General features: G+C 68.8%; 7 protein-coding genes. 4 read left to right on the forward strand and 3 right to left on the reverse strand.

Features of this window, described 5'->3' with window-relative positions; translation table 11 throughout:
- Positions 1 to 4: 4 nt before the first annotated feature.
- A complete protein-coding gene (locus tag BLU09_RS32630; protein WP_090494512.1) occupies positions 5 to 1,285 on the reverse strand; it encodes a dicarboxylate/amino acid:cation symporter in 1,281 nt (426 codons plus the stop codon).
- Positions 1,286 to 1,482: 197 nt separating this feature from the next.
- Between BLU09_RS32630 and BLU09_RS32635 the strand changes: the two genes are divergently transcribed.
- The 4 genes from BLU09_RS32635 to BLU09_RS32650 all read left to right on the forward strand — a co-directional run bounded on the left by BLU09_RS32635 (position 1,483) and on the right by BLU09_RS32650 (position 10,699).
- Positions 1,483 to 2,589, forward strand: a complete 1,107-nt coding sequence (locus tag BLU09_RS32635) for an isopenicillin N synthase family dioxygenase (protein ID WP_090494514.1) — start codon at positions 1,483 to 1,485, stop codon at positions 2,587 to 2,589.
- A gap of 568 nt (positions 2,590 to 3,157) precedes the next feature.
- Positions 3,158 to 5,746, forward strand: coding sequence for a response regulator (locus tag BLU09_RS32640; protein ID WP_090494516.1), 2,589 nt, complete (start codon positions 3,158 to 3,160; stop codon positions 5,744 to 5,746).
- Between the two features lie 87 nt (positions 5,747 to 5,833).
- Complete coding sequence (locus BLU09_RS32645; protein WP_090494519.1) at positions 5,834 to 7,099, forward strand: MFS transporter; 1,266 nt, start codon at positions 5,834 to 5,836, stop codon at positions 7,097 to 7,099.
- A gap of 96 nt (positions 7,100 to 7,195) precedes the next feature.
- Positions 7,196 to 10,699 (forward strand): pyruvate carboxylase, encoded by a 3,504-nt coding sequence (locus BLU09_RS32650; protein WP_090494521.1) that lies wholly within the window; start codon positions 7,196 to 7,198, stop codon positions 10,697 to 10,699.
- A 16-nt stretch (positions 10,700 to 10,715) separates the two neighbouring features.
- Here BLU09_RS32650 and BLU09_RS32655 read toward each other — a convergent pair whose 3' ends face one another.
- Both BLU09_RS32655 and BLU09_RS32660 read right to left on the reverse strand, forming a co-directional pair.
- Entirely contained in the window at positions 10,716 to 11,180 is a 465-nt protein-coding gene (locus BLU09_RS32655; RefSeq protein WP_244172213.1) for a Csu type fimbrial protein, read from the reverse strand.
- Positions 11,164 to 13,437, reverse strand: a complete 2,274-nt coding sequence (locus BLU09_RS32660) for a fimbria/pilus outer membrane usher protein (protein WP_244172214.1) — start codon at positions 13,435 to 13,437, stop codon at positions 11,164 to 11,166. Before BLU09_RS32660 ends, BLU09_RS32655 begins: the two co-directional genes overlap by 17 nt.
- Between the last annotated feature and the right edge of the window lie 30 nt (positions 13,438 to 13,467).

Genomic DNA, 13,467 nt, shown 5'->3' on the forward strand with positions numbered 1-13,467 from the left:
CAGCTCAGTCCGCCTTCACCGCGTCCTCTTCCAGCGCGATGGCGGGGGCCGCACCGTTGTAGACGGCGGCATCCAGCAGGCCCTCTTCGCGCGCCACCAGCACCGGGACCAGCATCTGGCCCGTGACGTTGGTCATCGTGCGCATCATGTCGAGGACGCGGTCGATGGCGAGCAGGTAGCCCAGCCCCTCCAGCGGCAAGCCCGCGGAGCTGAGCACCACCGTGGCCATGACCACCGCCGTCCCGGGCACGCCCGCGGTGCCGAAGCTGCCCAGCACCGACGCCAGCAGGATGATGAAGTACTGCGACGCGGACAGCTCCAGGCTGAAGTACTGCGCGACGAAGAGCGACGCGATGGCCGGGTAGATGGCACCGCACCCATCCATCTTGATGCTGGCCCCCAGCGGCACGGCGAAGGCCGCGTAGTCCTTGTTGACGCCCAGGTTGTTCGTCACGGCGCGCAGGGCCACCGGCATGGACGCGAAGCTCGACGAGCTGACGAAGGCCACCTGCATGCCGGGCGCGGCGCCCCGGAAGAAGCGCAGCGGATTGAGCCCGTGCGTCATCAGGAGGCCGCCGTACACGAAGACGATGTGCAGCGCGCACGCCACGTACAGCGCCAGCACCAGCTTCCCCAGCGGCAACAGCCGCTCGAAGCCGTAGGTGCCCACCAGCGCGGCGATGAGGCCGAAGGTGCCCAGCGGCGTGAGCTCCAGCACGAAGCGGGTGACCTGAATCATCGCGTCGCTGGCCTCGCGGACCAGCTCGCGCAGCCGGGCCGTCTTCGCGCCGAGCTTCACCAGCGCGAAGCCCAGCAGACCGGCGAAGAAGATGACCTGGAGGATCTTCCCATTCGCGAGCGCCGCGAACGGGTTGGTGGGCACCACGTCCAGCAACACCTGGATGGGGCCCGGCACGTCCCGTGGCTTGTAGGTTTCGGTGGCCATGAGCTGGCCCACGCCCTCCCCGGGACGCAGCAGCGCGGCGACGCCCAGGCCCACCCCCACCGCCAGCGCGGCGGTGACGCCGAACCAGAGGAACGTCTTGCCGCCGAGCACCGCCATGCTCTTCTGCCCGTGAAGCGCCGCCACCGCGTTGATGACCGCGAAGAACACCAGCGGTGTGGCGATCATCTTGATGAGGTTGACGTACAGCGTGCCCAGCGGCTGGAACCAGGGCCCCGCTGGCTCCCCCACGAGCCACCCGGCCACGGCCCCGAGCACGAACGCCCCCAGGACACGTTGCCAGAAGGGAATGCGGAACCAGGCGGAGACGAGCTTCTTCACGGGGGGAGACCTCTCGACAGCGGGCGGCGGACGATAACCCCAGGCCCCAGGCCGCGCAGGGGGAAGCGCAGAATTTGCGCCAGGGGTGCCCGCGCCCGGGATCCGGGTTTTGCAGCGTCCGACCGGCCCCGGCGGGACGCCACAGAGCAACAGGGCCTCCCATTTATTCCCGAGGAGCGGTACACCTGGGCCCCATCATGGCCGAGACCTCTTCGCTCAACATCCCCACTGTCGACCTCGCCGACCTCGCGTCGGATGACTCCGCTCGCGTCGAGCGCGCCGCCGCGGCGATCCGCGAGGCCTTTGGCGTCTTTGGCCTCGTGTACCTGAAGAACCACGGCGTCGACACCCAGGCGCTGAACCGGTTCTACGACGCGTTCGCGGCGTTCATCGCCCGGCCCGCCGAGGAGAAGAAGCCCTACGGCCGCGCGGACATCTGGTACCAGCGCGGTTGGACGCCTCCGAACACCGAGGTCGCGGTCGCCAGCAATGGCCAGCCGGACTTCAAGGAGTGCTATTTCGTCGCGCCCTACCCCAACGACGCGCAGTCCGCGCTCGAGTTCCCGGAGCTGTACCCGGAGAACGTGTGGCCCCAGAACGCGCCGCCCTACTTCGAGGACGGCATCATGACGCTGGGCCGCTCCCTCCATGAGGCCGGCCTGAAGCTGCTCCGTGGCTCCGCGGTGGCCCTGGGCCTGCCGGAGACGCTGTTCACCGACCTGTGCGACCGGGGTGCCCACGTCACCCGCGCGCTCCAGTACCTGCCGCTCACCAACGCGCAGGTGAACACGGACATCGTCTGGGGCGAGGAGCACACCGACTTCAACCTGCTCACCCTGCTCCCGGGCGGCCGCTTCCTGGACCCGGACGGCAGCCCCGCGCCCGGCCCCGACAACAAGAGCGGCCTCTACCTCCGCACCCGCGCGACGCCCGATGCGCCCAACGGACTCAAGGTGCGGGGAACCGCGCCCGCGGGTTGCATCGTGGCGCAGGTGGGCCAGCAACTGGAGATCCTCACGGGTGGCACCTTCCTCGCCACGCCGCATGTCATCACCGCCCCGGGCGTGCCGGGCTGGCAGCGCCAGTCCGCCGCGCACTTCATGCACGTGCACACGAACACCGTGCTCTTCCCGCTGGAGAAGTTCCGCAGCGCGGATGCCGTCCGGAACTACGCGCCGCCCGTGCTCGCGGGGACGTATGACATCAAGACGCTCGTGGACATCGGCCTTGCGCCCGCGAGCGCGCTCGACAAGCTGGGTTACCGGCACTACGACCGGCTGAACCGCCAGCGCGCTGGCGCGTAATCCTGCGGTACCGATCGAGGCCCCGGAGACAACCGGGGCCTCGCGTGAAACACAGTCAATAATCACAGACAATCAAACACAGACACACAAAGGCAGTCTTTTATGTCTGTGTTTTGCACTTGCAATGGCAGACTCCGTCATTGGCGAAGCCCCTTGCCGTCCGCGCATCACCTGCCGGAGGGTGCCAAAAACCACTGAAAAGAACTTCATGTAGGCATTGCGCTCCCGGATGAGGCGCATTTCCTCGCGAGGAGGCAGGCCAGCGGCTCCTGAAAACCACTGATGACGTGTTCATGTAGGCATTACACGTCTTCCTCCGGCGCCTGGCCGCGCGCAAACCTGCCAGGTAGGCGGGCGACCGGCATCAGGACCCGCGAAAACTTCCTGAAGGTTCGTTCATGTAGGCATGGCACATCCGTGCCTCAGGTTCTGGGGACATCCGTCCTGAGGCCGTGCGTCGTCGCCATCCCAGTGTGTCGCCTGAGCGACAGAGGTACCGTCCCAGCGGCAGCGGCAATGGCGTCCTGGTGGCAGACCAGTCAAGGGTAGCTCGCCCTGCCCTCGCACGATGCACCCCACCATCGACTTCAAGACGCTCTTCGACGTCTCACCCAACCCGTACATGCTGCTCGACCGCGAGCTGCGCTTCGTCGCCGCCAACCCGGCGTACCTGCACGTCACGGCCAGCAAGCTGGACGAGCTGCTTGGCCGAAGCGTCTTCGAGGCCTTCCCGGACGACCCCTCGGACCCGAACAGCGCCAATCTCCGGCAGCTCCGGGAGTCCTTCCTGCGCGTCCTGACAAAGCGGGCGCCGGACATCCTGGCCCTGATTCCCTACCGCGTCCCCAAGTTGACGAACCAGGGCGTCGTCCCGACGTACCGGTACTGGAGCGCCACCCACATCCCCCTGCTCGATGCCTCGGGCGAGGTGGCCTACATCCTCCAGCACACCATGGACGTCACGGAGCTCCAGCGGCTGCAGGAGGCCGTCCAGACCGCGACCGGCTCCACGGGCACCAGCAAGCCTCCACCGTCGCAGTTGGAAGCCGGCGTCTTCCAGCGCGCGCTGCAGGTCCAGGAAGCGAACCAGAACCTGGACCAGGAGCGGCGCCACCTCCGTCGACTGTTCGAGCAGGCGCCCGGCTTCATGTGCTTCCTTCGCGGCCAGGGCCATGTCTTCGAGCTGGCGAACACGGCCTACATGCAGCTCGTCGGACACCGGGACATCCTCGGCAAGCACATCCGGGACGCCCTTCCCGAACTGGATGGCCAGGGGTACTTCGAGCTGCTGGACCGCGTCTTCACCACGGGGCAGGCATTCGTCGGCCGGGGCATGAAAGTCTCCCTCCAGCGAACCCCCGATGACACGCTGGCGGAGAGCTACGTCGACCTCGTGTATCAGCCCATCATCGAGCCGGACGGGTCCATCTCCGGCATCTTCGTCCAGGGCCACGACATCACGGAGCAGAAGCGCGCCCAGGACGAGCTGCGCCAGTACAAGGACCACCTGGAGGAGCTCGTCCGGGAGCGCACCCGCGCATTGGAGGAGAGCGAGGCCGAACGGCGTCAAGCGGAGGCCGCCCTCCGGCAGGCCCAGAAGATGGAAGCGGTGGGCAAGCTCACCGGCGGCGTGGCGCACGACTTCAACAACCTGCTCCAGGTCATCAGCGGAAACCTGCAGCTCCTGTTCCGGGATGTGGGCGACAACGCCCAGGCGCAGCGCCGGCTGACCACGGCGGTGGGCGCGGTGGAGCGCGGCGCCCGGCTCGCGTCCCAGTTGCTGGCCTTCGCCCGGCGGCAGCCGCTCAATCCCACGGTCATCAACCTGGGCCGCATGGTCCGCGACATGGACGACCTGCTGCGGCGCGCGCTCGGCGAGGACGTGGCGCTGGAGACCATCATCGGCGGCGGGCTTTGGAACACGTTCGCCGATCCGAACCAGCTCGAAAACGTCATCCTCAACCTGGCCATCAACGCGCGTGACGCCATGGCGGGCGAAGGCAAGCTCACCGTCGAGGCCGGCAACGCCATGCTGGATGACCACTACGCCCAGCTCCACCCGGACGTCGTGCCGGGCCAGCACGTGTTGCTGGCCATCTCCGATACCGGCTGCGGCATGCCGCCCGAAGTGCTGGAGCGCGCCTTCGAGCCGTTTTTCACCACCAAGCCCGAAGGCCGCGGCACGGGCCTGGGGCTCAGCATGGTGTATGGCTTCGTCAAGCAGACGGGCGGCCACGTCAAGATCTACAGCGAGGTCGGCCACGGGACGACCATCAAGATCTACCTCCCCCGTTCGCTCCAGGCGGAGATGCCTCGCGCCGAGGTCATCTCCGAACATGTCGAAGGCGGCACAGAGACGCTGCTCGTCGTCGAGGACGACGCGGAGGTGCGGGCCACCGCGGTGGAGATACTGACGGAGCTGGGCTACCGCGTGCTCAAGGCCTCTGACGGGCAGAGCGCGCTCGCGGTCATCCAGAGCGGCATCCCCATCGACCTGCTCTTCACCGACGTGGTGATGCCCGGCCCGGTCCGCAGCCCCGAACTGGCGCGGCAGGCCAAGGCCCTCTCCCCGGACCTGGAGGTGCTCTTCACGTCTGGCTACACGGAGAACGCCATTGTCCACGGCGGCCGGCTGGATCCGGGTGTCCAACTGCTGAGCAAGCCCTACCGCCGCGAGGACCTGGCGCGGAAGATCCGCCAGCTCCTGGCCGCCCGGCAGCAACGCATCGCCCAGCGCGAGGCCCCCCGGCCGACCCGAGGCGGCGCCACCACGCCGGCCCCCCATCGCGTGAAGCAGACCGCGCTGCGCATCCTCCTGGTGGAGGACGACGAGAACATCCTCCTCCCCGCCTGCGAGCTGCTGGAGACGATGGGCCACACCGTGACGGCCGTCACCTGCGCGGAACAAGCCACGCCCCTCTTGCGCGCACAGGCGTTCGACCTCCTGTTCACCGACGTGAGCCTGCCCGGCAAGTCCGGCATCGAGCTGGCCCACCAGGCCGTCCAGGACGTGCCCGGCCTTCGCGTCATCATCGCGTCCGGCCACGGCACCAACGTGGACACCGGTGACAAGGGGCCGCTCGCCGGCGCCGTCCTCCTGCCCAAGCCCTACGGCCTGTCCCAGATCGAGCAGGCGCTCGCCCAGGCCATGGCCTGAAGGTGAATTCAGGTTCATGCAGTGCGTCATGCATGCCGCTTCGCGGGGCGCTTGCTCCTCGCGCGCCAAAGTCCGTTAATCGGGCGTATGAAATTCCTGAGAGAGCTCCGCTCGGTCCTCAACCTGACCGTGCTGGTGGCCGGGCTCGGCTACTTCGTCGACCTCTTCGACATCACGCTGTTCGGCGTGGTGCGTGTCGCATCGCTCAAGGACATCGGCGTCACCGACCCGGCCGACATCCTCCAGAGCGGCCTGCTCATCTACAACGCGCAGATGGTGGGCATGATGGTGGGTGGCCTGCTGTGGGGCGTGCTCGCCGACAAGCGCGGACGCCTGTCGGTGATGTTCGGCTCCATCCTGCTCTACTCCTTCGCGAACCTGGCCAACGCCTTCGCCTGGGACGTCACCAGCTACGCCGTTCTCCGCTTCCTCGGAGGCGTGGGGCTCGCGGGTGAGCTGGGCGCGGCCATCACCCTGGTGGCGGAGTCCCTGCCCAAGGAGAAGCGCGGCCTGGGGACCACCATCGTCGCCACGCTGGGCATGCTCGGCATCGTCGCCGCGGCCTTCCTGGGCCAGCACATGCACTGGAAGACGGCCTACCTCACCGGCGGCTTCATGGGCCTCGCGCTGCTCTTCGCGCGCTTCAAGGTGTCGGAGTCGGAGCTGTTCGCCAAGAAGATGGACCCCGCGCGCGCCAACCCGCTGCTGCTCCTCACCGGGGGCCGGTTCCTCAAGTACATCTGCTGCATCCTCATCGGCGTGCCCATCTACTTCACCACGGGCATCCTCTTCACCTTCGCGCCCGAGCTGACGGCCGGCCTCAACGTCCAGGGCACCGTGACGGCCGGCAACGCCATCCTCTATGGCTCCATCGGCCTGACGCTGGGTGACTTGCTGGCGGGTGTCTTCAGCCAGTGGCTCAAGAGCCGCAAGCGCGCGGTGGCGATGAACCTCACCGCGGGCTTCGTGCTGATGCTCGTCTACGGCCTCACCCCGGGCCTCACCAGCACCATGGTGTACGGGCTGAGCTTCCTGATTGGCATCACCGTGGGCTACTGGGCCGTGCTGGTGACCATGGCCGCCGAGCAGTTCGGCACCAACATCCGCGGCACCGTGGCCACCACCGTCCCCAACTTCGTGCGTGGCTCGGCGGCGCTCGCGGCCAGCGGCTTCGCCTACCTGAAGGGCGAGGTGTCGGTGTCCACCGCGGCGCTCATCGTCGGCAGCATCTGCTTCGGCCTGGCGCTGCTGGCCCTCACCCGGCTGGAAGAGACGTTCCACCGGGACCTGGATTACGAGGAGACGGCGACCGGCCCACAGCCGGCCGCCCAGCCCTCGCAGTCCGGCACCTGACGCACGGCGCGGCGCCGTGTGGGCGCCGCGCCCTGAATCGGACGTTCGCCCCGGCAGCCGTTGCTCCGGGGCCTACCGGATGCATACAGCGCGCACATGGAACCTGTGTCGCTGCGTCCCATCCAGAAGGTCCTCTGCGCCAACCGCGGTGAGATTGCCATTCGCGTCTTCCGCGCGTGCAACGAGCTGGGCATCCGCACCGTCGCCATCTACAGCGACGAGGACCGCACCCACGAGCACCGCCACAAGGCCGACGAGGCGTACCTCGTGGGCCGGGGCAAGCGGCCCGTGGAGGCCTACCTGGGCATCGACGAAATCCTCGACGTGGCCGTGAAGGCGGGCGTGGACGCCATCCACCCCGGCTACGGCTTCCTGTCGGAGAACGCCGCCTTCGCGGAGGCGTGTGAGCGGCGTGGCATCCGCTTCATCGGCCCGCGCTCGGACGTGGTCCGCGCCATGGGCGACAAGGTCGCCGCCAAGCACCTGGCCGAAGCGTGCGGCGTCCCGGTGGTTCCCGGCATCACCCTGGAGGGCGACGACGCGCAGGTGCTGGAGCAGGCCCGTGCCTTCTTCGCGAAGCAGGGTGGCCCCATCCTGGTGAAGGCGGCCCATGGCGGCGGCGGCCGAGGCATGCGCGTGGTGCGCGAGGCGAAGGCGCTGGAGGATGCGCTGGCCTCCGCGCGTTCGGAGGCGAAGAGCGCCTTCGGTTCGTCGTCGGTGTTCCTGGAGCGCTTCCTGGAGCACGTGCGCCACATCGAGGTGCAGCTGGTGGGAGATTTGCACGGCAACATCGTCCACCTGCACGAACGGGACTGCTCCGTGCAACGGCGCCACCAGAAAGTCATTGAGATTGCCCCCGCGCCCAACCTGGCCCCGGCGGTGAAGGAGGCCATCTGCGACGCGGCGGTGCGGCTGGCGCGCAAGGCCGGCTACACCAGCGCTGGCACCGCCGAGTTCCTGGTGGCGGGCGACGCCTTCTACTTCATCGAGTGCAATGCCCGCCTCCAGGTGGAGCACACCGTCACCGAGCAGGTGACGGGCGTGGACCTGGTGCAGAGCCAGCTTCGCATCGCGGAGGGCTACCGGCTGGACGCGCCGGAGGTGGGCATCTCCCGGCAGGAGGACGTGGTGCCCCGGGGCTACGCGGTGCAGCTGCGCGTCACCACCGAGGACCCCGCCAACCAGTTCATGCCCGACGCGGGCGTCATCACCGCCTGGCGCGCGGCCACGGGCTTCGGCATCCGGCTGGACGGCTCCAACGGCTACACCAACGCCGTCATCTCCCCCTACTACGACTCCATGCTGGTGAAGGTCATCGCCTACGCGCCCACGTTCCAGGGCGCGGTGATGAAGGGCCAGCGCGCGTTGCGCGAGTTCCGCATCCGCGGCGTGAAGACGAACCTGCCCTTCCTGGAGAACGTGCTCGCTCACCCCGCCTTCCAGCAGGGAGAGACGTACACGCGCTTCATCGACGAGACGCCGGAGCTGTTCCAGTTGGAGCCCCGCAGGGACAGGGCCACCAAGCTGCTCCAGTACCTGGGCGACGTCATCGTCAACGGGCACCCCACCATCAAGAAGGACCAGCGGCTCAAGCCCACGCAGTTCCTGGAGCCGCGGCTGCCGGTGACGCCTTCCGGCCCGGTGCCCCGTGGCACCGCGCACATCCTGGCGGAGAAGGGCCCGCGCGGACTGGCGGACTGGGTGCTGGCCCAGAAGCGCGTGCTGCTGACGGACACCACCATGCGGGACGCGCACCAGTCCCTGCTGGCCACGCGCATGCGCACGCGGGACATCCTCCGCGTGGCCCCGGCCACCGCGCACCTGGCCTCCGAGCTGTTCAGCCTGGAGAGCTGGGGCGGCGCCACCTTCGACACCACCTACCGCTTCCTCAACGAGGACCCGTGGGCCCGCCTGCGCGCGCTCAAGGCCGCCGCGCCCAACCTGCTCCAGCAGATGCTCCTGCGCGGGGCCAACGCCGTGGGCTACACCAGCTACCCGGACAACGTGGTGGAGGCCTTCATCGACGAGGCGGCCGAGGCGGGCGTGGACGTGTTCCGCATCTTCGACAGCCTCAATGATCTGAGCAGCATGGAGGTCTCCATCCGCCGCGTGCTGACGACGGGCAAGGTGGCGGAGGTGGCCATCTGCTACACGGGCGACGTCGCCAACCCCAAGCGCACGAAGTACACGCTGGACTACTACGCGGACCTCGCGAAGCGGATTGAAGACTCCGGCGCGCACTTCCTCTGCATCAAGGACATGGCGGGCCTCTTGCGCCCGCGCGCGGCGGCCATGCTGGTGCGGCGCCTGCGCGAGGTGACGCGGCTGCCCATCCACCTGCACATGCACGACACGTCCGGCAATGGCATCGCCAGCTACCTGGAAGCCATCGAGCAGGGCGTGCACGTGGTGGACGTGGCGCTGGGCAGCATGGCGGGCCTGACGAGCCAGCCCAGCCTCAACGCGCTGGTCAGCGCGCTGCGCGGTCACCCCCGTGAGACGGGTCTGGCCAACGCGCGCCTTCAGCCGCTGGCCAACTACTGGGAGGACGTGCGCGAGTACTACGCCCCCTTCGAGGCCGGCCTCAAGAGCACCACCAGCGAGGTGTACTACCACGAGATTCCGGGCGGCCAGTACTCCAACCTCCGGCCGCAGGTGGCGGAGCTGGGCCTGCTGGCCCGGTGGAACGACGTGAAGGACGCTTTCGCGCTCGTGAACGTCCTGGTGGGCGACATCCCGAAGGTGACGCCGTCGTCGAAGATGGTCGGTGACTTCGCCATCTTCCTGCTCAAGAACGACCTCACGGTGCGCGCCTCCACGCTGGCGGAGGCAGCCGCGCTCACGCGTCAGAAGCTCATCGAACAGGCGCCGCGCCTGGACTTCCCCACCAGCGTGGTGGGCTACTTCCGGGGTGAGCTGGGCCAGCCGCCCAACGGCTTCCCCGAGGACCTGCGCGCCGCCGTGCTCAAGGGCCTGCCCCGCGTGGAGGGACGGCCCTCCGCCAGCCTGCCGCCGCTGGACCTGGACGCGCTCCAACGGGAGCTCTCCGCGAAGACAGGACAGGCGCTCACCCGCGTGGACGCCATCTCCAGCGCGCTCTATCCGCGCGTCATGGCCGGCTACCTGGAAGACCTGGGGCGCTACGAGGACGTGTCCATCCTCGACACCCCGAACTACTTCTACGGCATGGAGGTGGGACAGGAGGTCTGGGTGGACCTGGAGCCGGGCAAGACGCTGGTCATCAGCCTGTCCGCGGTGGGCGAGCCGGATGAAGAAGGCGTGCGCACCGTCTACTTCGCCCTCAACGGCCACACCCGCACCGTGCACGTGAGGGACCGCAGCCGCGCCGCCACCGTGGAGGCGCGGCGTCAGGCGGACCGCGCCAATCCCAGCCACGTCGCGGCGAGCATGCCGGGCACCGTCATCGCCCTGCATGCCAGGCCGGGAGACACCGTGGAGGCGGGCGCGCCCCTCGTCACCCTCGAGGCGATGAAGATGGAGACGGTGGTGCGGGCCCCGCGCGCCGGCACGGTGTCGGAGGTCATCCCCGTGCTCAAGGCCTCCGTCCAGGGCGGAGACCTGCTGGCGGTGCTCCAGTGACGGAGGGCCCGGCCCCTCAGAACGTCACCGTCATCACCACGGTGTCCGCGTAGGCCCCCGCGGGGATGGCCTGCCCGGCCGGGATGCGCCCGAAGATGGGCACCGTCACCTCCACGCCGAACAAGGGGATGACGGGCCCATAGCGCCCCGTGCCCGACGTGCCGTTACCCCAGACGATGAGGCGCGTCGCGTCCACGTAGAGGTTGTATTCCAAGCGCTGCGCGCCCGGCCCCGCCATGCTGCGCGCCAGGGGGGTGCCGGAGCCACCGGCGCTGAAGTCGATGGTGATCGGGGTGACCTGACCTTCACACCGGTAGGTGATGCTCCCGGCGGAGTCCCGGGGCAACAGGTCGGTGGTGAGGTAGGTGCCGAAGCTCACCCCCATCGTGCTGCGTATCTGGCAGACGGCCCCCGCCAGTCCAGGCAGCAGCCCGCATACGCCAGCCACCGCGAACGCGGCCGCCCTATTTCGCCTCGTCATGGACACACCTCACCGTTCCCAGGTCAATGACCTTGCCCTCGAGGGATGGAACTTCCAGCGAGGTCGCGCAACGGCCCTTGGGGTAGACGACTGTCGCCGGCAGACGCCCTTCGGGCAGGCCCACCAGCTCGAACTCACCATTCCACCCGATGGGTGAACTCCACTTCTCTCCGTCCTTCTCGACGCGAAGCTCGCCGTAGGACAGCCAGCGCGTGTCCTCCGCCGAGTCGATGGTCACCTTGCCCCGGTAGGCGCGAATCGTCTGCGTCTTGAAGTCCAGCACCACGCCGCCCCGCTGGTACGTGGCCACCACCTGCTCCGTGGAGGGGATGTAGACGTCCAGCGGCACCTGATGGTCCGCCAGCGAGAGCCGGTTGGCGTTGTAGGCCTGGAGCCGCGTCACCACCAGCTCGCCGCTGGAGTCCGTGCGCCCGATTTCGTGGTTGTTGAGCCGCACGCCCACGCCTTCCACGCCCTTCACGCGAACCAGCGCGTAGCCCTGGTCCACCGCGCGCGTGGGGCGCACGCGTCCGCCAATCAGCACCAGGCCGCCGGCGACCTCGGCCATGCCCGCCATCCGTCCTTCGAACCACTCCGCGCCCGCGCTGACGCGGCCCACGTTGGAGTCGAAGTCGGCGCGCGCCATCGCCTGGTCCACTGCCCCCACCCGGCCCTGCACCTGGTAGCCCAGGCCGCCCTCCATGGGCACCGAGCGCGCGATGTCCACCGACGTGGTGCCTTCCCCGCGCAGCGCCTGGGAGTGCCCCACCGTGCCCGTGGTGCGGGAATCGAAGATGGCGTTCAGGTACACCATCCCCTCGATGGCGGAGCCGCCTCGCTCGGAGTTGCTGCGGCTGGCAGAGAAGGACAACGTCGACCAGTCCGTCAGCCGCGCGGAGGTGGTGGCGCCCAGCCACGTCGTCCACCCGTCCCGCTGGTAGCGTGACAGCATCGCCTGCCCGCCCACGCTGACACTCTCCCCCAGCGCCAGGAACAGCGAGCCGCCCGTCTCCACGGTGGGGTGGTCGTCATCCAGCTCGAGGCTGGTGTGCGTGTAGGACTCGTTCATGCCCCGGCCGAAGACGGAGCCGCCCACCCAGCGGCGCTGGAGCGCGTACACGATGCCCGCCGCCAGCCCCGTTCGCCGCTCGCTGCGGCTGATCGCCTGTGACAGCTCCAATTCGCCGAAAGGCAACTGGATGAGCTGCATGGCGCCGGTGCTGACGACGTTGGGCGCCAGCTCCAGCCGCACGCCCGGCGTCAGCCACGACGTGAGGCCCATGCGGAAGTTGCCCAGGAGCATGGGCCGGCCGAAGGCGAAGTTGTAGAGATTGACGGACTCCCGCTCGATGCCCGCGGAGAGCCGGTAGTCGACCACGCCCGGAGAGAGCTGCTGCCCGCTGAGATAGTAGGACGTGTTCACCTCGCTCGCCCGGCCGAACGCGTCCCGGATGACGTAGCGCGTGTTGCCCTCGCCCCGGGGCACCGTGAGGTTCTCCAGCCGGAAGGGACCGGGCGGGAGCTCGGTGCGCTTCACCAGGTGGTTGTTGACGTAGACCTCCAACGTGGACGGCGTGGTGACGTCGCCCGCGAAGTCCTGCATCGGGTTGCGCACGAAGTACGGATTCAGCTCGAAGGTGCGCATGAGGTGGAAGCCGGCCACCACCGCGCCTCCTCCCAGCACGCCGCCAAAGCCCGTGGACTCACCCGCGATGGCGCGCACCATGTGCTTGGGGAAGTCCAATGACAGCTGCGTGAGCCCCCGCAGGGGCACGGAGCCGGGCCGCCATCGCGCCTGCGTCGTCAACAGGCCCCGCCCCACCGACGCGCCGGCCTCTCCAAAGAAGGTCAGCGAGGTGTTGCGGGCGTGGGCCGCGTAGTTGATGAAGCCGCTGGGGCTGCCGCGGACGGAGTAGTCCGACGGCGCCTGCGGCCCCAGGTTGATGCGCGTCTGTCCGAAGACGGTAGCGGGCAGCTCGCACGCCAGGCTGACGGTCCGCTCGTTCAGGGAGCAGCGCCCTTCGGGCTCCAGGGACCGCGCGGAGATGTATGTCTTTCCTTCGATGACTTCCTGGCGGCCCCCGAGCGCCACCAGATCCACACCATGGGCCTCGAGCGTGGCCGCGGGGAGCAGCACGTCACTGCCCCGCAGCATGGGGAAGGTGGCGCCGCGGGGGACGCCGTTCAGGGTGAAGTCCGCGACGATGGGCATCGGCGGCGCGGAGGGGCTGTCGGCCACGGGACCTTGCGCGGCCACCGGCAAGGCCCCCAACGACAAGGATAACGC

Source organism: Myxococcus virescens, assembly GCF_900101905.1.
GTDB lineage: Bacteria > Myxococcota > Myxococcia > Myxococcales > Myxococcaceae > Myxococcus > Myxococcus virescens.

Coding starts and splice junctions, on each gene's coding strand:
- BLU09_RS32655 (WP_244172213.1), bottom strand. CDS start 11,180: ATGACGAGGCGAAATAGGGCGGCCGCGTTCGCGGTGGCTGGCGTATGC.
- BLU09_RS32635 (WP_090494514.1), top strand. CDS start 1,483: ATGGCCGAGACCTCTTCGCTCAACATCCCCACTGTCGACCTCGCCGAC.
- BLU09_RS32640 (WP_090494516.1), top strand. CDS start 3,158: ATGCACCCCACCATCGACTTCAAGACGCTCTTCGACGTCTCACCCAAC.
- BLU09_RS32645 (WP_090494519.1), top strand. CDS start 5,834: ATGAAATTCCTGAGAGAGCTCCGCTCGGTCCTCAACCTGACCGTGCTG.
- BLU09_RS32650 (WP_090494521.1), top strand. CDS start 7,196: ATGGAACCTGTGTCGCTGCGTCCCATCCAGAAGGTCCTCTGCGCCAAC.